19 protein-coding genes and 2 pseudogenes are annotated in these 21,606 nt (G+C 70.0%); 13 read left to right on the top strand and 8 right to left on the bottom strand.

The genetic code is table 11. The annotated features are described in order from the left end of the window. The first annotated feature begins 285 nt into the window (after positions 1–285). Positions 286–2,631: a protein serine/threonine kinase AfsK gene (gene afsK / locus AOK23_RS08525; protein WP_055712140.1), complete on the top strand. Its 2,346-nt coding sequence runs from the start codon at positions 286–288 to the stop codon at positions 2,629–2,631. A 120-nt stretch (positions 2,632–2,751) separates the two neighbouring features. Here afsK and AOK23_RS51855 read toward each other — a convergent pair. Next, positions 2,752–3,090 (bottom strand): annotated as a pseudogene (locus AOK23_RS51855) (winged helix-turn-helix domain-containing protein); the annotation flags it as partial. 270 nt (positions 3,091–3,360) lie between these two features. On the opposite strand from AOK23_RS51855, the gene AOK23_RS08530 reads away from it, so the two are divergent. Continuing rightward, positions 3,361–4,830, top strand: a complete 1,470-nt coding sequence (locus tag AOK23_RS08530) for a non-reducing end alpha-L-arabinofuranosidase family hydrolase (protein WP_206336153.1) — start codon at positions 3,361–3,363, stop codon at positions 4,828–4,830. Positions 4,831–5,401: 571 nt separating this feature from the next. Here AOK23_RS08530 and AOK23_RS08535 read toward each other — a convergent pair. Both AOK23_RS08535 and AOK23_RS08540 read right to left on the bottom strand, forming a co-directional pair. Next, a complete protein-coding gene (locus AOK23_RS08535) occupies positions 5,402–5,605 on the bottom strand; it encodes a hypothetical protein (protein ID WP_055712142.1) in 204 nt (67 codons plus the stop codon). A 223-nt stretch (positions 5,606–5,828) separates the two neighbouring features. After that, a complete protein-coding gene (locus AOK23_RS08540) occupies positions 5,829–6,269 on the bottom strand; it encodes an ATP-binding protein (RefSeq protein ID WP_055712143.1) in 441 nt (146 codons plus the stop codon). 191 nt (positions 6,270–6,460) lie between these two features. On the opposite strand from AOK23_RS08540, the gene AOK23_RS08545 reads away from it, so the two are divergent. The 3 genes from AOK23_RS08545 to AOK23_RS08555 all read left to right on the top strand — a co-directional run bounded on the left by AOK23_RS08545 (position 6,461) and on the right by AOK23_RS08555 (position 8,050). After that, entirely contained in the window at positions 6,461–7,330 is an 870-nt protein-coding gene (locus AOK23_RS08545; RefSeq protein ID WP_055712159.1) for a helix-turn-helix domain-containing protein, read from the top strand. Further along, positions 7,327–7,521, top strand: coding sequence for a DUF397 domain-containing protein (locus AOK23_RS08550; protein ID WP_055712144.1), 195 nt, complete (start codon positions 7,327–7,329; stop codon positions 7,519–7,521). The genes AOK23_RS08545 and AOK23_RS08550 overlap by 4 nt, the downstream gene beginning before the upstream one ends. 112 nt (positions 7,522–7,633) lie before the next feature. Continuing rightward, positions 7,634–8,050 (top strand): hypothetical protein, encoded by a 417-nt coding sequence (locus AOK23_RS08555; RefSeq protein ID WP_055712145.1) that lies wholly within the window; start codon positions 7,634–7,636, stop codon positions 8,048–8,050. A gap of 246 nt (positions 8,051–8,296) precedes the next feature. On the opposite strand, the gene AOK23_RS08565 is transcribed toward AOK23_RS08555, so the two are convergent. Continuing rightward, positions 8,297–8,662, bottom strand: coding sequence for a VOC family protein (locus AOK23_RS08565; protein WP_055712146.1), 366 nt, complete (start codon positions 8,660–8,662; stop codon positions 8,297–8,299). A gap of 93 nt (positions 8,663–8,755) precedes the next feature. On the opposite strand from AOK23_RS08565, the gene AOK23_RS08570 reads away from it, so the two are divergent. From AOK23_RS08570 to AOK23_RS08585, 5 genes and pseudogenes are all read left to right on the top strand, one after another. Continuing rightward, positions 8,756–9,739, top strand: coding sequence for a helix-turn-helix transcriptional regulator (locus AOK23_RS08570; RefSeq protein ID WP_055712147.1), 984 nt, complete (start codon positions 8,756–8,758; stop codon positions 9,737–9,739). Between the two features lie 235 nt (positions 9,740–9,974). Beyond that, positions 9,975–10,958, top strand: a complete 984-nt coding sequence (locus tag AOK23_RS08575) for a VOC family protein (RefSeq protein ID WP_055712148.1) — start codon at positions 9,975–9,977, stop codon at positions 10,956–10,958. After that, a pseudogene (locus AOK23_RS44710) lies at positions 10,930–11,226 on the top strand (transposase); the annotation flags it as partial. The gene AOK23_RS08575 and the pseudogene AOK23_RS44710, both read left to right, overlap by 29 nt. A 53-nt stretch (positions 11,227–11,279) precedes the next feature. Beyond that, positions 11,280–12,020 carry a class I SAM-dependent methyltransferase gene (locus tag AOK23_RS08580; RefSeq protein ID WP_055712149.1) on the top strand — a complete coding sequence of 247 codons (741 nt, stop codon included), beginning with the start codon at positions 11,280–11,282 and terminating at the stop codon, positions 12,018–12,020. 262 nt (positions 12,021–12,282) lie between these two features. Beyond that, positions 12,283–14,808 (top strand): GH32 C-terminal domain-containing protein, encoded by a 2,526-nt coding sequence (locus AOK23_RS08585; RefSeq protein ID WP_055712150.1) that lies wholly within the window; start codon positions 12,283–12,285, stop codon positions 14,806–14,808. Between the two features lie 281 nt (positions 14,809–15,089). Here the strand turns inward: AOK23_RS08585 and AOK23_RS08590 are convergent, their stop codons facing one another. After that, positions 15,090–15,476 (bottom strand): VOC family protein, encoded by a 387-nt coding sequence (locus AOK23_RS08590; RefSeq protein WP_055712151.1) that lies wholly within the window; start codon positions 15,474–15,476, stop codon positions 15,090–15,092. Between the two features lie 242 nt (positions 15,477–15,718). Here AOK23_RS08590 and AOK23_RS08595 point away from each other — a divergent pair, with 242 nt between their 5' ends. Then, positions 15,719–16,639, top strand: coding sequence for a nuclear transport factor 2 family protein (locus tag AOK23_RS08595; RefSeq protein ID WP_079049374.1), 921 nt, complete (start codon positions 15,719–15,721; stop codon positions 16,637–16,639). Between the two features lie 236 nt (positions 16,640–16,875). Next, on the top strand, positions 16,876–17,394 hold the full coding sequence (locus AOK23_RS47760; protein ID WP_157877979.1) for a hypothetical protein: 519 nt from the start codon (positions 16,876–16,878) through the stop codon (positions 17,392–17,394). A 16-nt stretch (positions 17,395–17,410) separates the two neighbouring features. Here the strand turns inward: AOK23_RS47760 and AOK23_RS08610 are convergent, their stop codons facing one another. From AOK23_RS08610 to AOK23_RS08620, 3 genes are read right to left on the bottom strand one after another with little or no spacing between them, the layout of a single operon-like run. After that, positions 17,411–18,190, bottom strand: a complete 780-nt coding sequence (locus AOK23_RS08610) for an enoyl-CoA hydratase/isomerase family protein (protein WP_055712155.1) — start codon at positions 18,188–18,190, stop codon at positions 17,411–17,413. Further along, positions 18,187–18,603: a Zn-ribbon domain-containing OB-fold protein gene (locus AOK23_RS08615; RefSeq protein ID WP_055712156.1), complete on the bottom strand. Its 417-nt coding sequence runs from the start codon at positions 18,601–18,603 to the stop codon at positions 18,187–18,189. Before AOK23_RS08615 ends, AOK23_RS08610 begins: the two co-directional genes overlap by 4 nt. Before the next feature lie 39 nt (positions 18,604–18,642). Then, positions 18,643–19,791, bottom strand: coding sequence for a lipid-transfer protein (locus AOK23_RS08620; RefSeq protein ID WP_055712157.1), 1,149 nt, complete (start codon positions 19,789–19,791; stop codon positions 18,643–18,645). Between the two features lie 114 nt (positions 19,792–19,905). Between AOK23_RS08620 and AOK23_RS08625 the strand changes: the two genes are divergently transcribed. Beyond that, on the top strand, positions 19,906–21,582 hold the full coding sequence (locus tag AOK23_RS08625; RefSeq protein WP_055712158.1) for a FadD3 family acyl-CoA ligase: 1,677 nt from the start codon (positions 19,906–19,908) through the stop codon (positions 21,580–21,582). Positions 21,583–21,606 lie beyond the last annotated feature (24 nt).

The raw sequence follows: 21,606 nt of genomic DNA on the forward strand, positions 1-21,606 counted from the left end.
TCGTACGGGTAGGCGTTGGCGAGTGTCCTGGGGGCGGGCGAGGGGGTTGTGCGCCGGTGGTACGCCACCGTTCGCGGTGTTCCATCATGCGGGCCCCCGCTTCCCACGGGGCGGACGACGTGGTTTTGTCCTGAGACACCCCGTTCCGCCCCCGGGTTCGCAACCTGCCCCGGGTACAGGAAGAATCGGGGTGCGTGCCGCCAGGGCGGTGCGGTGGTGAGACGCTGCACGGGGCCGCGCACACAACGTGGGTGACGCGGGCCGTACGGGGAGGTGGCAGGGCAAGTGGATCAGCTGACGCAGCACGATCCGCGGCGGATCGGGCCGTTCGAGGTGCTGGGACGGCTGGGTGCCGGCGGCATGGGGCTGGTCTATCTGGCGCGCTCGGCGTCGGGTCGGCGCGTGGCGATCAAGACCGTGCGGACGGAACTCGCGGAGGACCAGCTCTTCCGGGTGCGGTTCACGCGCGAGGTCGAGGCGGCCCGCGCGGTGTCCGGCTTCTACACGGCGGCCGTGGTCGACGCCGACCCGCGGGCCGCCGTGCCGTGGCTGGCGACCGCGTACGTCCCCGCGCCCTCGCTGGAAGAGATAGTGAACGACTGCGGACCGCTGCCGGTCCAGGCCGTGCGCTGGCTCGCCGCGGGTGTCGCCGAGGCCCTCCAGTCGATCCACGGCGCCGGTCTCGTCCACCGCGACCTCAAGCCGTCGAACGTCCTCGTCGTCGAGGACGGGCCCCGCGTGATCGACTTCGGTATCGCCTCCGGTGTCTCGAACACCCGTTTGACGATGACGAACGTCGCCGTCGGTACCCCCGCGTACATGTCCCCCGAGCAGGCGAAGGACTCGCGCAGCGTCACCGGCGCCAGCGACGTCTTCTCGCTCGGGTCGATGCTCGTCTTCGCGGCCACCGGGCACGCGCCCTTCCATGGCGCGAACCCCGTCGAGACCGTCTTCATGCTGCTGCGTGAGGGCCCCGACCTGTCCGGGCTCCCGGACGACCTGCGGCCCCTCATCGAGTCCTGTATGCAGATGGACCCGACCGCCCGGCCCAACCCGGCGGACCTCCAGGCGCAGCTCGCCCCCCATCTCTTCGGCTCCGGGTCCGACGACAGCGGTACGGCGTCGGCGTGGCTGCCCGAGAAGGCCGTCGGCCTCATCGAGACCCGCCGCGGCGGGCGCCCGTCCCCCAAGCCGGGCCAGACCTCCGGCGGCCGCAGCGGCGGCGGCCGACCCACAGCTCCGGCCCCCGTGCCGCCCCCGCCCTCGTACGACCCGGCGCCCGTCTCCGTCGGCGCCCCCGACACCGGGCCGGTACGGCTGGCCGGCGCGCAGGTGCCCATCGGGCCCGGCCCGCGGGTCGCCGACGCCCGCGCCGCCGCCGTGAAGGCGCCCCCGCCCGAGGCGGGCCTCGCCGCGTCCTGGTCGCGCCCCCGCGCCGGCGTGAACGGCGCCGACCCGGCGCCCGCCGTGACCGCCCAGCCCGCGCACGAGCCGGCCGCCTCCGGCTGGCGCCCCTGGCGTTTCCGCATGTCGAACGATGTGTGGGGCACCCCGTCCGTCGCCGGCGACCTCGTCTACGTCACCTCCTTCGAGGTGCACGCCCTGGACGTGGCCACCGGGCGGCGCCGTTTCAAGACCCGTGACGTCGCCTGGTCGATGGCGGTCGCGGACGGCCGTATCCACGCCTCCGACGGCCCCACGCTCTTCGCGCTCGACGCACGGGAGGGCGCCGACCTGTGGCGGCTGTCCACCGACGCGTGGGTGTACTCGCTGAAGGCCGACCGGGGCACCGTCGTCACCGCCACGCGGGGCGGCGGCGTCCAGGGCTGGGAGGCGTCCAACGGGCACAAGCTCTGGGAGATCACCGGCACCCAGACCGACTTCGAGTCCCCCGAGGCCGGGCCGCTCGTCCACGACGGCACGGTCTACGTCTGGAAGGACGCCCGGCTGCGCGCCCTGGAGGCCCGTACGGGTGAGGAGCGCTGGTCGTACCCCATCGGCGACGCGGCGTCCTGCGGCGGTGTCCCCGTCCGGCTGACCCCGGCGGCGGACGGCTATGTGTATGTCTCCGCGGGCAGCCGGGTCCTCGCCATCGACGTGGCGAGCGGCCATGTCCGCTGGCACTTCGAGGCACCGGCGGTGTTCCTGTCCGCGCCGACGTTCGCCCCCGGCCCCGCCGTCACGGGCGGCGGCGTCTACCTGGCCGACTACCTGGGCACGGTCTACGCCCTCGACGCGACCGACGGCCGCGACCGCTGGAGGATCGCGACGGAGTCCCGCTCCTCCCTGGAACCGGTCCTGGTCGCCGCCGGCCATGTCCACGTCGGCAGCGGCAAGGGGCTCTACACCCTCGACGCGGTCACGGGCACGCCGAAGTGGCGCTTCCAGGCGGGCGGCGAGATCGTCGGCGCCCCGTCGGTGGCGGAGGGCCGCATCCACTTCGGCTCCACCGACCACCTCCTCTACACGCTGAAGGCGGACGACGGACGCCTGCGGTGGAAGCTCGCGACGGGCGGGGAGATCACCGGCTCCCCGGTGGTCAAGGACGGCGTGGTGTACGCGTGCAGCAAGGACCGCTGTGTGTACGCGCTGGACGCGGAGAAGGGGACGGGGACGGCCCGCACGAGCTGAGGGCGACGGCCCGCACGAGCTGAGGGCGGGGCGCGTGGGCGTCCCGCCCGGGTCCACGGCGTGGAGGGCGGCTCGGGCGTCCGGGGCGACTTTGATCCGCGGCCACTCGTGCGCGATCCAGCGGGCGATCTCTGACTCGTCCCTCTCGACCGCCCGCCGCTCAGGCCGCTGCAGACTCCGTCCGAGACGGCCGGTCAGCAACTGCCACACCGACGCCCTTGACAGCACCACTCCCGTCACGCGCTCCACGACGGCGCCGACTCGCTCCAGGGTCCACAGATCGGCCTCGAAACCATGGGCTTGGGGTTCTCTCTCCAACACGGTCCGGACGGTCTCGACCTGGGCGTCGTCCAGCTTGGGCGGACGACCGGTAGCCGCACGCCGCCGCAAGGCCTGGTCGGGCACCGAGTCGAGCCAGAGGCTCGGGTGAGCGACCCGGTCGGGATCCGTAATGATCACCAAGCCCGCGCCCGCACCGCTACCTGATCCTCACGCCGAAGACTCGTACCACCACGGGACTTGAAGCCCTCCGGTTTCAGCCTGCGAACGTTTCTGCCCGCGAGTTTTGCGACAGGTATTGACGCTGACCACCGGAACCCTATGATCCAGTTGCTCGACACTTCGACCCGTGTTCGCGATATCGAACACTTCAGGGCCGCACCACACCGCCTCCGGACAGCCTCTGACGGGCCGAACCGGTGTCGCTTGCTCAAGGATGACGAGGTCCTTATGCACAGACGTAGTTTCAGCCGCAGACGCCCGTCCGCGGTGCTCGCCGCCGCGGTCGCGGCCCTGGCCGCGTTGGCGGCGCTGCTCGTCGCCAGCCCGGCCCAGGCGGCCACCACCAGCGACGTGCGCGGTGTTGCTTCCGGCAAGTGTCTCGACGTGTCGGGCTTCAGCCAGACCGACGGCGCGAACGTCCAGATCTGGGACTGCCACGGTGGAGTCAACCAGCAGTGGACGTTGACGGACAGCAACCAGCTGACCGTGTACGGCAACAAGTGCCTGGATGCCCGGGGCGGCGGTACCACGAACGGGACCGCGGTGCAGATCTGGTCGTGCACCGGCAGTGACAACCAGCAGTGGCGGGTGAACTCCGACGGCACGATCGTCGGCGTGCGGTCCGGGCTGTGCCTGGAAGCCGCGGGCTGGGGTTCGGCCAACGGCACAGTGGCGCAGCTCTGGTCGTGCACCGGCGGCGCCAACCAGAAGTGGACCGGCCTGGCCGGGGCGAGCAACGCGTGTGCTCTTCCGTCGACCTACCGGTGGAACTCGACCGGCCCGCTGGCGCAGCCGAAGGCGGGGTGGTCCGCGCTCAAGGACTTCACCAACGTCGTCTACAACGGCAAGCACGTCGTCTACGCCACGTCGCACAACAACCTCGCCGGTAACGATGGGCGCTGGGGATTGATGACCTTCAGCCCCTTCACGAACTGGTCCGACATGGCCACCGCCACCCAGACCACGATCCCCTTCGACGGCATCGCGCCGACGCTGTTCTACTTCGCCCCGAAGAACCTCTGGGTGCTCGCCTACAACGGGGGTTGGCCCTACACCTTCTCCTACCGCACCTCGACCGACCCCACCAACCCCAACGGCTGGGGCCCGCAGCAGGATCTCTTCACGACCACCCTCCCGGACGTTGTGAATCCCGACGGCACGACCCGCAAGAGGGGCCCCCTCGACGTGACCCTCATCGGCGATGACACGAACATGTACATGTTCTTCGCCGACGACGAGGGCGGCATCTACCGCGCCAGCATGCCCATCGGCAACTTCCCGGGCACCTTCGGTTCGTACACGAAGATCATGAGCGAATCATCGCTCGACCTGTTCGAGGCGCCGGAGGTCTACAAGGTCCAGGGCCAGAACCAGTACGTCATGATCGTCGAGGCCCAGAACTACACCGGGTACGGTCGCTACTTCCGCGCGTTCACGGCCACCAGCCTCAACGGCACCTGGACACCGTCACCGCAGGCCAACACCGTGACCAGCCCCTTCGCCGGCAGTGCCAACAGCGGCGCGACCTGGACCAAGGACATCAGCCACGGCGATCTGGTTCGCACCAACCCCGACCAGACCAAGACCATTGACCCCTGCAACCTGCAGTTCCTCTACCAGGGGCGCGACCCCAGCAGCGAGGGCGGGGACTACGGCCTCCTGCCGTACCGCCCGGGGGTACTGACACTGCAGCGCTAGCCAATGGCGTGACACAGGTCCGGCTCCGCTGTTCCTGACGTTCGCGGGCAACGACGTACGCCGAACCGGGTGAGCGTCACAGCGAGCGATCAGGAACGGGTGGAGTGGGAGCGGTGGGCTCGGTGCAAGGCCGAGCCCGCCCGTGCACGCGGAGAATCCGCATGGTGGCGGCCTCGTCCTGGTCGACCACGAGACGCGGAACGTGTCAAGCCTGGTGAGTCGGCATGGCTGGCCCGGCTGCAGTAACGAAGATCATGGCCGGGTGAGAATGCGTATCCGGAGGAGTCGGAACGAGGCTCGGCCGTACATGGCCCGCTTGAGCGTCTCTACTCGGTTTGTGGAGTGCGGGTCGGCCTCCTGGCACTACGGCGTGGATCGCAGGCCGGGCGCCGGGGGCAGGGGGCAGGGGGCCGTCGGTGTGGAGGTCGTTCGTGACGCGCGCGGGCCGAGAGTGGACGCATGACGACGACCGTCATCACCGGGGCGCACAAGTCCCTCGGGTACGAGACCGCCGCTCTGACGCCTGGCGTCGTCGGTCCGCGTCGCCGACGCATGCCGCATTGCCGTCGGTTCATCGCCGGGGACGCGCTGCTCTCTCGGCTCTCGTGGCCTCGCGGTGGTGGTCGCCCAGCAGAGCCGAGTGGTAGCAGTGGCGTGCCGGGACGCGGCAGCCGTCGTCGCAGACGAGGACGTGGTCGAGCCACGCGTGGAATGTGGCACTGACCGGGTCCGGCTGCTCGGGCCGCGCCCCCGGCTCTCCCTCGCTCATGCCCATCTCGGCTGCTCCTCCCTCAAGTAGGCGGCCACGTAAGGCCGTACGAGATCCCGTTCCGCGTGCACCGGCTCCTCGGGGCGCGCATTCCTGTGGGGACGCGCGGGCTCCCAGCACGGTTCGCGGGGGAGCGGCGGCAGCCAGCGGCCGTGTACGGCGCGATGCCGTTCCGAGCGCGCGGCCCAGCGGCGCCACCGGCCGCGTGCGGGGCTGAGCGGCGGCAGGGTTACTGGTCGCACCCGGACTCCGAGGGCACGAGGAAGTAGGCCCACACGGACTTGGTGAACGGCCGCGCCTCGCACCCCCACCGCTCCGCCAGCGCGGCAACGAGCACGAGCCCGAGGCCGCCGTCGGCCTCCGGGCCGGGTTCCGGGCGCGGCGCCGGGAGCCGCCCGCGGTCCGGGTCCGCCACCTCCAAGAGCAGGCCGCAGCCCCGGATCGAGAGGGTCACCTCGATCTCGGCGAGGGGCACCTGGCAGTGCCGTACGGCGTTGGTGACGAGTTCGGTGGCCACGGTGGCGATGTCGTCGGTGAGTTCACCATTGACCGCCCAGTCTTTGAGGATCCGCCGCACCTCGGCCCGAGCCTCGGGGACGTGCCGTCTGCGCTTGGGGATGCGGAAGGAGTCACGGCGCGGGCGGGAAGGGCGAGGGGCGAGTGCGGGCATGACGAGGAGACCCCCTGACGTGTCGTCAACACCGGCCGCTGAAGGGCGGCGCGTGCTTGGAAGCTAGGGGCAGATTCGCGACTCGTGCAATGACAACGACTGAATACATGCATGAGTGTCACTCGATGGAGTGGTGCCGCTCTCTGGGTGAGCCGGGCGTGGCATGGTTGCCGGTGGAGAGGGGGGTGCCCATGCCCGCAGGTGGACGGCCGACCGTGCGCAGTAGGCGCTTGGGTTCGGCGCTCAGGACGTATCGGCAGGCCGCCAAGGTGGATCAGCCGCAGGCCGCCGAAGTGATCGCGTCAAGTCAGGCAAGGATCAGCCGCATTGAGACGGGGCATGCGACACCCCGAGTCATCGAGGTGCGGCTGTTGTTGGATGCGTACGGCATTGCGGACCAGGACGTCCGCGACAAGCTGGAGGACTTGGCCAAGCACTCCAAGAACCGTGGCTGGTGGCTCGAACACGCGGAGCACCTACGGCCGGACTACCTCGACCACATCGCGTTGGAGGACGACGCAACGTACATCCGTGAGTGGTCCCCGGTTCTGGTGCCAGGGCTTCTGCAAACCCCGGCCTATGCGGAGGCGGTCATCTCGGCGACTCCTCACTACATCGCCCCTGACCGGATCGCCCATCTGGTGAAGGTGCGTGCGGGGAGGCAAGCGAAGATCGAGGAGGGCGGGGCAACGTACGCCGTCATCATCTGGGAAGCGGTGATCGCCCACCCGGCAGTGAGCCCTGACCTCCATCGGGAACAGCTTTCCAGGATTCTCGAGGTAGGCGAGCGGAAGAATGTCACCGTGCAGGTCCTGCCGTTCAGCGCGGGAGCGGTGGCGGGCCTGACTGATCCCTTCTCCTCCTTCAGCTTCGAATCCGAGCCGATCGTCGAAGCCGTAACTCTGGAAAACCTGCGGGGCACTTCTGTCTTGGAGGCACCCGAGGACCTCGCGGCTTACGCCCATGCGCACGACCATCTACGATCGGCAGCACTGGCACCCGATGCCAGTGCGCTGCTGATTCGCAGCGCACTGCGACGTAGCAAGGAAGACGCATCGTGACCGAGGTCATAGGCCACTTCCGGAAGTCCTCGCACTCCGGAGGGGAGGGCAACTGCGTTGAAGTCGCCCCCACCTCCACCGGCGGCCGTGCCGTCCGCGACAGCAAGAACCCTTACGGCCCGCTCCTCCATCTCACCCCTGCTGGCTGGCGTGCTTTCCTCGACGGTGCCAAGAGCGGCGCGTTCGGCTAGGCCGTTTCGTTCGGATCACCGAACCCTTGGCATGTGAGGGTGCTCGTCGAGTGCGGCGCCTCCGGCGGCCTCTGTAGCCTGGCTGCGCTGTACGTCGAGGGGGGAGCTGACCGTGGAGAACATCCTGTCCGTGGCCATCGGGGCCGCTATCGGCCTCATAGGGGCGGTGTTCGGTTCGTGGTTCACCGCGCGCCGACAGGATCGCATGTGGCTCCGCGAGCAGAAGCTCAAAGCCGGGATCGGCTTCGACACGGCCGTGGTTCAGCTGCTGGACTACCTGAAGGAAACACAGCTGAGTGGCGACGGTCCCGGAGCCAATGAGTTGGCGAACCAGATGCAGGAAGCCCGCTCGGCCCTCTACCTGCTCTGTGCCAGCGACACCGTCGATCTCGCCGATGCTCTCGCGCGTCGGGTCTGGAGCACCCGGCCCACCGACGGCAGGGACGACCGCCGGGCCGAGTTCCGAGAGACGTTGGACCTCCTGCGTCGCTTCACCCACCAGCTCCGGCAAGAGATCGCCAGATCGTAGTCCCCATTGGATCACCGGGCGGACCAGAGGAAGATGCCTGCGATGTGGAGTCCGGCCAGGTAGATGGTGGCGGTCTTCTCGTATCGAGTGGCGATGCCCCGCCACTGCTTCAAGCGGTTGACACCTTCGCGAGCCGCCTGCGGCCGCTCGACGCTCAGGGGCGCACTCGCGTGGCGCACTCGTCGTCCTCAAAGGCAGACGACGGCAGGCGCCACACCCGTCGTGCGCGCCTGCCGCATCGCGGCCTCAGCCCCGCGGTGCCACGCGGATACGGTTGCCGTCGGGGTCGGCCGCGAGGAAGGTCAGGCCGTACCCCGCATCATGCGGCTCGGACAGGATCGTGACCCCCTTGGACTGCCACCGCTTGAAGATCGCGTTGATGTCGTCGGGGCCACCGGCAACGGCCAGGCACACCTCGCTGGTGCGCGGGACGTCCGGTGACAGGTCCTCGAACTGGCCGGACCAGACGGCGAGGTCGGCGCCCGGCCCGAGGGCGAAGGTGATGTAGCCCGGTGTCTCGAACGAGGGGCTCATGCCGAGGAGGTCGCCGTAGAAGCGGGCCGCGGCGGGAGCGTCGTTCACGTAGACGATGGACACGACGGATGTGGTCATGGGTTTTCCTTCTCGCAGGTCGGAGGTACGCGTCCGCCAGCCTGACCGGGATATGCGCCGCATCCTGTCGCAATTTCGCGGAAAAATAGGTGTGTGACCCCGGATCGCTTCTTCTCCCTGATGCTGCTCCTCGCATCGAGGGATGCCGTGACCACGCAGGAACTCGCCTCGGCGCTCGGGGTGTCACTTCGCACCATCACCCGGGACCTGAACTGGCTCCGCGACGCCGGCCTGCCGGTGACCGCGCAACGGGGCCGCCTCGGAGGCGTGACCATGCTGCCCGGGTCCGGGTTCGACCTCACGCGACTCACACCGGGCGAGCGTGATCATCTGTCGCTCACCGGGCTGGACGAGAAGCAACGCGCGGAGCTCGACGCCTCGGTCGAAAGTCGGCGCGCTCTCTCCAAGATCGCCGCTGCACAGCCACGTCGCGTCGATGAGCTCCTGCCGCTCACTGACGTGGTGCACGTGGACAGCCGTCCCTGGCGTCAGGGACAAGCCTCCGACATGACCCCGGCTTCGCTGATCGGCGCGGTGCGGCGAGGTCGCCGACTACGGATCGAGTACGATAGCCCGCGCCAGTCATGCCCACGCGGCCGGGTCGTGGATCCCTACGGACTGTTCGCCAAGGCCGGCATCTGGTACCTCGTCGCCGACCGTGCCCGAGAGCCACGGATGTACCGGCTCGAACGGATCACGGCGTGGAAGGAAGTCGACCAGCCACGACGGATCCGCGAGGACCAGACCCTGGCCACCGTCGCCGCAGCGCTCGTTGACCAGTGGGAACGCAACCACGCGGTAGAGGTCAGCGCCACCATCGACCAGACCCAGATCGAGCGAGCGCAACGGATCTTCGGCCAACGACTCGTCCGGGTCGACCATGAGGACGCGGCGGCCACCGCCCGGTCCGCCGCCGGCCACAAGGTGACGATCCGCTTCCTACGTCTGGAGGACGTGCGAGAACTCCTGCCGTTCGGGAGCGCCATCACCGTGCACGGCCCCACCGAAGCCAGGGCTCACCTCAGCGACCTCGCCACCAACCTTGCCCACCACTACGCGCCGTCACCGACGTCCTGACCCGCGACAGCCAGGGGGCGTCCGGCGGATCATGGGCCGAGCCAGGGCGGGGGCGAGGCGAAAGCCGACTGTGGCCCCTGAGACATCGTCTCTTTTGGTCGAAACAACGTCGGTTGACCGACGTACGCGCTGGTGCAGTAGAGATCCAGTGGATCGTCGAGTGCGCCAGTGGCACATGGTGGCCCCACTCTGCTGTGCGTTGACCGGTGATTGCCCCTTCCTTACGGTGACGGCTATGGGACACGACACTGCCCGCATCCACCACGTGGGCCACATCGTCGAGAACATGGCTCAAGCGATCAGCCTGTACGAGCGGCTGGGGTTCGTCATGCCACCGCCCAGCTGTCCGGCGATGTCCCGACGGGAGGGCGCGGCGCCCGAACCCTTCGGCGCCGCCAACACTCATGCGGATTTCCCGAGTTCCTTCCTCGAACTCGCGACATGGGTGAAGGAAGGAGACGCCGGAAGCCTGCCGGCTGACGCACACCTCGTTCCCCTGGAGGCGCCGACCGAGGTGTTATCCCTGCTAGTGGAACGAATCGGCGAGACCAGCGCCAACCTGGCCGCGTGCCTGGACCGCTTCCAGGGGGTACACATCCTCATGTTTTCGTCGCCCGTCATCGATGAGGTAGCCGGGCGCCTGACCGCCGCCGGCGTACGGCACGGCGGGGTCAACACAGTGCGGCGAGCCGCACCCGAGGGTGCAAAAGCCCCGGTGGAGACGGTCCGTTACCTGGAGATCGACGGTGAGGGGCCCGATGTCAGGCCGGGCACGGTCGCAGAGGGGCGGGTGGGCTTCGTCGCCGACCTGGACCCGGACGTCCAAGGCGCCCGCCGCCTCGATCACCCCAACGGCGCCGTCGAGCTCGTCGAGGCGATGCTCTGCGTCGCCGACCCGGAACTGGTCGCGGTTCGGCGGCGGTACGAGACGTACCTCGGCCGGTCGGCACGGCAGGAAGGGCCCGCTCATGTCTTCGACCTCGATGGTGCCGCCCTGAAACTCGTGCCCAGCTCGGGTCTGGCGACCGCCCTGCCGGGCGAGCGGCCCCCCGCGCTCCCGGCGCTCGTTGGCTACACCGTCGTCGTACGTGACCTCGCCCTCACTCGCGACCTGCTGCGCCGCAACGGGCTCCCCGTTCGCGAGACACCAGCCGGCGACATGTTCGTGCCGGCCGACACCGCTCTGGGCACCGCTGTCGTCTTCCGCCCCGCCACGTGAGCAGCGGTCACTCCACTCCGACAAGGGCTATAACTACTCCTACTTGCGGCGTTGGTTACGGCAACGCGGCATCACCCACCACATCACCCGCAAGGGCATCGAGACCTCGCAGCGATTGGGCCGCCACCGGTGGACCATCGAACGGACCATGTCCTGGCGCGCCGGATGCCGCCGTCTCCACCGACGCTACGAGCGCAAAGGCGAGCACTTCCTCGCCTTCACGAGCATCGCGTGCACCCTCGTCTGCTATCACAGACTAACCAAATGAGATGACGTCTAATCCGGTTGACCGCCCCCGGCACCCGGTGCTGGAGTCGGCGCGTGGACAGCATTCCCGCCAATCGGCGGCTCTGGAACCGGATCAGCAGCGCCTACCAGCAGCGACACGACCCGCAGATCGGCGCCGCACCCCGGCTGTGGGGCATGTACTCCGTCCCCGACGCCCACCTGGGCGCGCTGGGCGACGTCACCGGCAAGCGCGTCCTCGAACTCGGCTGCGGTGCCGGCCAGTGGTCCAGGGCGCTCGCCGCCGAGGGCGCCACCGTGGTCGGGCTCGACCTGTCCGAAGCCCAACTCGCCGCGGCGGCCGACGCGATGGGAGCGGTCCGCTACCCGCTGGTGCAGGGCGCCGCCGAACGACTCCCCTTCGCCGACGACAGCTTCGACCTGGTGTTCTGCGACTTCGGTGGGCTCAGCTGGGCGCCCCCGCACCTGGCCGTCCCGCAGGCCGCACGCGTCCTGGTCCGAGGCGGGCGCCTGGTGTTCAACGTCGCCAGCCCATGGTTCGAGGCTTGTTACGACGAAGCCGCCAGCCGTGTGACCACGACGCTGCAGAAGGACTACTTCGGGCTGAACAGCATCGCCGAAGGTGACGGTGCGACCAGCTATCAGCTCACGTACGGCGACTGGGTCAAGGTGCTGCGCGGCGCGGGTCTCGTCATCGACGACCTCATCGAGCCGCGGCCCGAACCCGGAACCCCCAACGGCTACAACGAGACCGACCCACCCGACTGGGCACACCGCTGGCCGGCGGAACTGCTCTGGGTCACCCACAAACCGTAAGTCCACAAACCGTAAGTTCCGCCGCGCCGAGACATGCGGGTATCCCCTCGCCGGATGGGCCGTGAACCGGCAATCCGGTTCGAACCATTGACGTGTTGGCCGGGTGGCGCTCATCATCGGGCCACTCGATGTCAGCGTTGACATATGTCAACGCTGACACTCTCTGGTCGGCGGTGTGGACGACAGCGCGGGCCAGGGCGCCACATCGTCGGGCCGCCCGCCGCAGGTTGTGCTGCGTGGGCGCCGCAGCACAGGAGACGCCATGAGCTCTGGACGTGTACACCGGCCTGCCCGCGGGCGGATGATCGCGGCGGCGGCTGCCGTCTGCGGCCTGTCCGCCGCCCTGCTCACCCCTCAGGCCACCGCGGCCGACGCCCCGCCGTACTCCGAGACCTATCGTCCCCAGTTCCACTTCACTCCGGAGCAGAACTGGATGAACGACCCCAACGGCCTTGTGTACTACAAGGGCGAGTACCACCTCTTCTACCAGTACAACCCCAGCGGCAACTCCTGGGGCGACATGTCCTGGGGCCACGCCGTGAGCACGGATCTCGTGCACTGGACGCAGCTGCCGCTCGCCCTGTCGCACGACGACAAGGAGATGGTGTTCTCCGGCAGCGCCGTCGTCGACACGGACAACACCACGGGGTTCGGCACCAGGAAGAACCCGCCCATGGTGGCGATCTACACCCGCCACGACAAAACCACCGGCGTGCAGTCCCAGGCGCTCGCCTACAGCACCGACCGCGGCCGCACCTGGACCAAGTACCAGGGCAACCCGGTCATCGACATCGGATCCCGCGACTTCCGCGACCCCAAGGTCCAGTGGTACGCGCCGACCAAGAGCTGGCTGATGACGGTGTCGCTGTCCGCCGAGCACAAGGTGCGGTTCTACTCCTCCAAGAACCTCAAGGACTGGACGCAGCTCAGCGAGTTCGGCCCGGTCGGCGCGACGGGCGGTGTGTGGGAGTGCCCCGATCTGTTCCCCCTCGCCGTCGACGGGGACGCGAACAACGTCAAGTGGGTCCTGGTCGTGAACCTCAATCCCGGTGGTATCGCGGGCGGTTCGGCGGCCCAGTACTTCATCGGCGACTTCGACGGCACGAAGTTCACCGCCGACGAGGACGGCACCTACACCCCGCCCGCCGGGACCGTCGTCCAGGACTTCGAGGGCACCGGCTTCGGTTCGTGGACGGCCACGGGCACCGCGTTCGGGCCGGGACCGGCGGCCGGGACGCTCGACGGTCAGCAGAACGTCACCGGCTTCGACGGCAAGGGTCTCGCCAACAGCTTCCACTCCGGGGACGCCACCACCGGCACCCTCACCTCGCCCCCCTTCACCGTCGACAGTCCGTACCTGAACTTCAAGGTCGGCGGCGGCCGGCACCCGCACCAGCCCGGGAAGGTCCTCGCCGACTTCGACGGCGGCGCCTACGGCGACTGGACGACGACCGGCGACGCGTTCGGCCCGGCCCCGGCCACCGGCACGCTTCCCGGTCAGCAGCAGGTCTCCGGCTTCCAGGGCGGCGGCCTCGTCAACACCTTCCTGAACGGCGACGCCGGCACCGGCACGCTCACCTCGCCCGAGTTCACCCTCGACAAGAGGTACGTCAACTTCCTCATCGGCGGCGGCAACCACCCCGTCGGCTCCGCCGCCCCCACCGCCCTCGAACTCCTCGTCGACGGCCAGGTCGTCCGCAGCGCCACCGGGAAGGACGCCGAGGCACTCGAAGCCGCCTCCTGGGACGTCCGGGACCTCGCCGGCAAGAAGGCGCGGATCAGAGTGGTCGACGACAACACGGGCGGCTGGGGCCACATCAACGTCGACCAGATCACGCTGTCCGACACCCGGGCCCGGCCCGGCTCCCAGGAGACCTCCGTCAACCTGATCGTCGACGGCCAGGTCGTCCGCAGCGCGACCGGCACCGACAGCGAGAAGCTGGACTGGGCCTCCTTCGACATGCGCCCCTATCGCGGCAAGAAGGCGCGGATCCAACTCGTCGACATGAACACCGGCGGCTGGGGCCACATCCTCGCCGACCGGTTCACCGCCGCCGACTCCCCCGCCCTCTCCGTGCTGCGGCGCGCCCACTGGGCCGACTACGGCCAGGACTACTACGCGGCCGTCTCCTGGGAGGACGCCCCGGGCGGCAAGCGGTACATGATCGGCTGGATGAGCAACTGGGACTACGCCGGCGCCGTCCCCACCTCCCCCTGGCGCGGAGCGCAGAGCATCCCCCGCCAGATGGCGCTGCGCACCGTCGACGGCCGGGTCCGGCTGACCAGTGAGCCGGTGAGCAGCGTGAAGTCCCTGCGGCAGGCCCCGGCGACCGCGACCCCGGGCACCGTGACGAACACCTCGAAGGCGTTGGTCGGTCCCGCCGCGGACGGCAAGGCGCTCGACATCGAGGCCATGTTCTCCGTCAAGGACGCCGCACGCTTCGGGCTCAAGGTGCGCACCGGCGCCGGGGGCGAGGAGACCGTCATCGGCTACGACACCACGACCCAGGAGCTGTACGTCGACCGCACCCGCTCCGGCGCCGTCGACTTCGGCAGCACCTTCCCCGGCATCCAGACCGCGCCCCTGAAGGCGGTGAACGGAAAGATCAAACTGCGGGTCCTCGTCGACTGGTCGTCCGTCGAGGTCTTCGGCGGCAGCGGCGAAGCGGTGATCACCGACCAGATCTTCCCCGACCCCGCCAGCCAGGGAGTCCAGGTCTTCGCCGAGAACGGCTCGGTGAAGCTGGACAAGGCCACGGTCTGGCACCTCGACTCCACCCACGACTGACGCGACGGCCCTCGTCCACGATCAGGCCCGTCGAGCCGGCCGAGGGAGCGGCGGGCCGAGACGCGCGGGCCGACGCGCCCTCGTCCCGCAGCCGGGCGAACTCCACGTCGAACGCAGTTCCTCGACGAGCCAGACCAGACCGCGGTCGCGGGGGTGTTCACCGTGCTCAGTACCCGCCGGCCGACGGGGGCCGTGCGCCTTCGGGAGCGCCATCACTGTCCGACTGAGCGGCGCGGGTGACGGCCGGGGAACACGACGCCTCCCGGCCGCGCCCAACTGACCTACGCCTGCTCCTTGTACACCGCTTCCACGGTGTTGCCGTCCGGGTCGTCCACGAACGCGCAATAGGCGCGGTACTCGGGCCAGAGCCGGGGTTCGTGCCGGGATGTGCCACCGGCGGCCAGGGCGGCCTCGTAGAAGGCGTCGACCGAGGCTCGGTCGCGTGCGGTGAACGCGATGTGCGCGCCCCGGGTCACCGTGGCGTCGCCCGCGGGGTACAGGCCGAAGGAAGGAGTGTCCAGCTCCTCCTCCCAGAACTCCGCTCCACCGTCAGCCGCTTCCCCGACCACACCGAGAGGCTTGAGCGCGGCGGTGTAGAAGCGGGTGCTCGCCTCAAGGTCCGAGGCGATGAAGGTGACGTGGTGGACGAAGGGCCATCGTTGTGTCATGGCCGCGCAGTCTACGAGTGCCGAACGCCGCAGCTCGGCACCGAGTTTGACGAGGCACCGCGTACGCCGACACCGACGTCGGCGAGGGCTCGGCCGCACACCTCCTGGCCTTCACCGCCATCTCACGGGCTGCCGCTCGAAGACCTCGACAGCATTGCACTAACTGATAGTTAGTGCTTTCCTTTGGGGGGCGCAAGCTTGAACTCTCAAGATCCCCAGATCGGAGCATCGTGTCCCCCACCATGTCTGCTCGCCGGACCCTCGTCGCCGCGCTCGCGGCTGTCGCCCTCGCCTCGCCCCTCGTCGCCGTACCCGCCGTGGCGGCGGCTCCGTCAGCTTCCGTGCAGCACGCCGGTCACGGCGACGCCGCTCGCCTCGACCATCAGAAGGCCGTCGCCGTCCGGGTCCTCAAGGGCGTGTTCGAGGAAGGTGACACGGAGGTCGTGGACCGTTACGTACGGCCCGACTACATCCAGCACAACCCGCTCGCCCCCGACGGCGCCGAGACGCTGAAGAACCTCGGCACCGTCATCGCCCAGCAGTTCCCGGACGCCAAGTACGACATCAAGCGGGTGACCTCCGAGGGCAGCATGGTGCTCGTGCACTCCAACGTCGTCCTGGTCCCCGGCACCCGCGGCACCGCCGTCTTCGACATCTTCCGCTTCCAGGGCGGGAAGATCGCCGAACACTGGGACGTAGGCCAGAACGTCCCGGAGACGACGGCCAACGGCAATGACATGTTCTCCACGGAGAGTCGGCCGCGCACCGAGCAGCCGGGCCCCCGATGGCTCACCGCGTACAACAAGAAGCTGGTCACCCGGGCCTTCGATCAGCTTCTGGTGGACAAGGACCTGTCCGCCATCGACAAGTACTGGGGTCCGGAGTACCACCAGCACAACCCCAACATCGCGGACGGCGTGGAGGGTGTGAAGGTCGGACTGGGCGCGTACTTCGAGCAGTTCCCGCAGCTGAAGGTCGACCCGAAGCGGGTCATCGCCGAGGGTGACCTCGTGGCCGTCCACAGCCACTACGTGAACGCGCCGGGGGAGCGGGGGCAGGCGATCATCGATCTCTTCAGGGTGCGCGGCGGCAAGATCGTCGAGCACTGGGACGTGATCCAGGACGTGCCGGAGACCTCGGCGAACGACAACACCATGTTCTGAGGGGCGCGGCCCCTCTGGGGCCGTTCGCTCCCGCCCTGTATGAGGGCGGCACGTCGGCGCTCCGCGTGGCAGCCCGGCGGTCGGCGTCACAAGTCCGTCCCCGTCCCCGGAGGGCAATCGCTTGCCCCGAAAGCCGTGGTCGAATCGCTGCTATCGTGGCGTGCACCTGCCAGCATTGTGCTGGCGTTTCGCCATTTGGGCACTCATTTCGCAACGTTTCAACGGGGGTTGAACACGTGAAGTCCCGTCATATCCGTGCCGTCGCCGTCTTTGGTGTCGCCGTCATCGCCCTCACCGGAGCCCGCGGCTCCCACGGTGGCGGCTGCTCGGGCGGCTCGTCCTCGTCCAGCTCGTCCAGCTCCAGCGGCGGCTCCAGCAGCTCCGGTGGTTCCGACAGCAGTTCCTCGTCCACCTCGGGCGGCAGCAGCACCGTGGGGACCGGCGGCTCGTCGAGCTCCAAGCGCGGCGCCGCCAGGGATCTGAAGATCGAGACCTGCACCTACGACAACGGTCTCGTCTCCCGTGTCCGCGCCACCAACAGCAGCTCCACCGCCACGTACTCCTACACGTTCGACCTGGAGTTCACGGACGCGAGCGGCAGCGTGCTGCACACCGCCGAGGACAACCTCATCCCCTCGGTGCCGCCGGGCGAGTCCGCCACCATCGACGTGAAGGCGCCCGCCGGCGCGGTCGAGGACGGTGGCGCGAGCGGCGGCAGCTGCAAGCTGACCGACCTGGAGCGCTCCTCCTTCTGAGCCGCCCCGTCGGGGCTCAGCGCACCCGGAACCCGCCCGGCCGGCGTCCCGCGAACAGCTCGGACTGCCGGTCGGCGGGCAGGTTGCCCAGCGAGATCAGGTGCGGCGCGTGCGTCAGGGCATGCGTCCGCGCCGCCTCCTGGGCCGCCCAGCAGGCCCGTACCGTGCCCTGCACGGCCTCCGTCGGACACCCGGCGACGACCTCCGCGCACCGCAGGGCCGCCGCCACCGCCTCGCCCGGTTCCGTCACCTCCGACACCAGGCCCACCTCGTACGCCCGGCGCGCCGACATCCGCTCGGCGGTGCCCATCAGCGCCATGCGGGTCGCCTCCCCGAAGGGCATCCGCTGGGCCATGAGGATCGACTCGAAGGCGCTGACCATGCCGTACGTGGTGTGGGGGTCGAAGAACGTGGCCGTCGAGCCCGCGATCACGAACTCCGCCTCGCCCAGCAGATAGAACGCGCCCCCGCAGGCCATGCCGTCGACGGCCGCGATCACCGGCTTCCAGAGGTCGTTCGCCTTCGGGCCGATCGAGAGCAGCGGATCGTCTATCGCGTAGGGGGAGCTGGGCTGCGGCACCTCGGCCGCCGTGTCGCGGTCCAGACCCGTGCAGAAGGCCCGCCCGCCCGCGCCGGTGACGACGACGGCCCGCACGGTGTCGTCGAACCGCAACTCCCGCCAGATCCGGCCCAGTCGGTCGGCCATGTCCGCGTCGATCGCGTTGAGCTTCTCCGGGCGGTCCAGGGTCAGCAGCGCGACACCCGTGTCCTTGTCGGTGGTCAGGCGTACGGTCACGGGCGCTCCAGAACCCACTGGGGCAGGCCCTCCGGGGTGAACACGGCCTGGACGCGGGCCCCGATGCGGATGCGGTCGGCGGGCACGGAGTCCAGGCGGGCCCCCGCCTCGCTCACCAGGTTGCCGACGAGCCGGATGCGCGGGGCGTCGGCCAGCTCGACGAGGATCACGTTGTACGGGGCCTGCTCGGCGTAGTCCGGGAGCAGCGGGGGGTGCGGCAGCACGTACGACCAGATGCGGCCCCGGCCGCTCAGGGGCCGCCACTCGTGGTCGAAGGACCGGCAGTGCGGGCAGCAGGGCCGGGGCGGGAAGCGCGGCTCGCCGCAGTCGGCGCAGGTCTGGACCCGCAGTTCGCCCCGGGCGGCGTACTCCCAGAACGGGGTGCCGTCGGCATCCACGACGGGTGTCAGCATGCCCTCAACTCCTTCAGCTCCGTCAACTCCCCGGTCTTCTCAGTTCCGCAGCAGCAGGGCCGAGGTCGGTACGCCCTCGCCCGCCGTCACCAGGCAGGCCGCGGCGCCGGGCACCTGGGCGGTGCTCGTGCCGCGCAGCTGCCGTACGCCCTCGGTGATCAGGTTGAACCCGTGCACATACGCCTCGCTGAGGCCGCCCCCGGAGGTGTTGAGGGGGAGCCGGCCGCCGATCTCCAGGGCGCCGCCCTCCGTGAAGGCGCCGCCCTCGCCGCGGGCGCAGAAGCCGTAGCCCTCCAGGGAGAGGGGGATGAGGGCGGTGAAGGCGTCGTAGATCTGGGCGACGTCGATGTCGTCCGGGGTGAGGTCCGCGTGCTTCCACAGATGCCGGGCGGCGGTCCAGGCGGGGCCGGTCAGTGGGTCGTCGTTCCAGTAGTTGACCATGCCGTGGTGCTGGGCGGGCAGGCCCTGGGCGGCGGAGTGGACGTAGACGGGGGTGCGCCGGCAGTCGCGGGCGCGCTCGGCGGAGACGAGGACGCACGCCAACGCGCCGTCCGTCTCCAGGCAGTTGTCGAACAGGCACAGGGGCTCGCTGATCCACCGGGAGGTCATGTACATCTCGCGGGTCAGCGGGCGGTCGTACATGATCGCGGCCGGGTTCTGGTTGGCCCGGTTGCGGCAGGCCAGCGCGACGTTGAAGAGGTGGTCGCGGGTGGTGCCGTACTCGTGCATGTGGCGGCGGGTCAGCATGGCTATCTCGTCGGCGGGCCGCAACAGCCCGAAGGGTCTCGTCCACTGGGCGGGGGTGGGCAGTTGGACCGTGGTGTTCTTCCACGGGCGGGGGCCCGAGCCGCGTTTGCGGGACCGCCAGGCGACACCGACCGTGGCCTGACCGGAGGCGATCGCGGCGGCCAGATGCGCGACCGTGGCGCACGAACCGCCGCCGCCGTAGCCGACCTTGCTGAAGAAGGTGAGGCCGCCGAGGCCGAGGGCCTTGGCCACCTCCACCTCGTCCGTCTCCTCCATCGTGTACGAGGCGAGCGCGTCGACCTCGTCCGGCGCGATCCCGGCGTCGTCGAGCGCCGCGAGGATCGCCCTGCACGCCAACGCCCGTTCCGTCTCCGGGAGTTGTTTGGCGAAGGGGGTCTGGCCGATGCCGACGATCGCTGTCGCGTCCTTGAGCACGGCCATGGGAGCCATGGGGCACACCTCCGCACCGGGGCGTCGCTCGCTGCTGACAGTCCGTCAGCGTACAGCTAATCTGACGGTCAGTCAGCTACTGGGATTCGGGTACGGAGGCGGGCTGTGCGCGGTGACTCGGAAGGACGCGGCGACGCGGAGGTACGCGGTGACCTGGAGTGGGGGACCATCCCGGGACTGGTCCGCGCCGCCGCCGAGCGGTACGGCGAGACCGAGGCGGTCGTCGAGGGGCGGACACGCGTGTCGTACGCCGACCTCGGCGCACGCGTCGAACGGGCGGCGGCCGCGTGCGTCGCGGCCGGGGTGCGACCCGGCGACCGGGTCGGCATCTGGGCGCCCAACTCCCTGGACTGGATCACCGCCGCGCTCGGCGCCGTCTCCGCCGGGGCGGCGCTCGTCCCGCTCAACACCCGCTTCAAGGGCGCCGAGGCCGCGGACGTCCTGGCCCGCAGCCGGGCCAAGATCCTCTTCGTCACCGGCACCTTCCTCGGCACCTCCTACGTGGCGTCGCTGCGGCGGGCGGCCGGGCAGGGGGTGCTGCGGCGGACGGCGGGCCCGGCGGTGGTGGGCGGCGGGCCGCTGCCCGGCCTCCCGTACCTGGAACAGGTCGTCGTCCTCGCCGACGACGCCCCCACCGACTTCCGCACCTGGAAGGACTTCCTCACGGGCGGCGACGGCATCCCGGCGGCGACGGTACGGGCGCGGGCGGCGGCACTGGACGGCGGCTCACCCTCCGACATCATCTTCACCTCCGGCACGACCGGCCGCCCCAAGGGCGCCGTCATCACCCACGCCCAGACCCTGCGCGCCTACGAGGTGTGGTGCCGGCTCGCCGGGCTCCGCCGGGGCGACCGCTATCTGATCGTCAACCCCTTCTTCCACACCTTCGGCTACAAGGCCGGGGTGATCGCCTGCCTCATGCGGGGCGCGACGATGATCCCGCAGCCCGTGTTCAACGTGAAGACGGCCATGGCCAACGTGGCCGCCGAACGCGTCTCCGTCCTCCCGGGCCCGCCCACGCTCCACCAGTCGCTCCTGGACCACCCGGACCGCGACGACTACGACCTCTCCGCCCTGCGCCTGGTCGTCACCGGCGCCGCGGTGGTCCCGCTGAGGCTCGTCGAACGGCTGCGCACGGAGCTGCGCGTCGAGACCGTCCTCACCGCGTACGGGCTGTCCGAGGCCAGCGGCATCGTCACGATGTGCCGGCGCGGCGACGAGCCGTCGGTGATCGCCTCGACCTCCGGGCGGGCGGTCCCCGGCACCGAGGTACGGGTCGTGGACCCCTCGGGCGCCCCGCTGCCGCCCGGCTCCCCCGGCGAGGTCCGGGTCCGCGGCTTCAACGTCATGCGCGGCTACTTCGAGGACCCCGGCGAGACCGCCCACGCCGTCACGGACGACGGCTGGCTGCGCACCGGCGACGTCGGTGTCCTCGACGACGCGGGCAACCTCCGCATCACCGACCGGATCAAGGACATGTTCATCGTGGGCGGCTTCAACGCCTACCCCGCCGAGATAGAGCAGCTCCTCGGCCTCCACCCGGACGTCGCCGACGTCGCCGTCATCGGCGTCCCCGACACCCGCCTCGGCGAGGTCGGCAAGGCGTTCGTCGTCCGCCGGCCCGGCTCCCTCGTCACCGCCGACGACCTCATCGCCTGGGCCCGCCGGGAGATGGCCAACTACAAGGTCCCGAGGACGGTCGACTTCGTCGGCGAACTGCCGCGCAACGCCGGCGGCAAAGTGGTCAAGGGCGAACTCCGGGCACGGTGCCGGGCGATGTGATCCGCCCCGGCCCCGCCCGCGCTC

The organism is Streptomyces torulosus (assembly GCF_001419765.1).
Classification (GTDB): domain Bacteria; phylum Actinomycetota; class Actinomycetes; order Streptomycetales; family Streptomycetaceae; genus Streptomyces; species Streptomyces torulosus.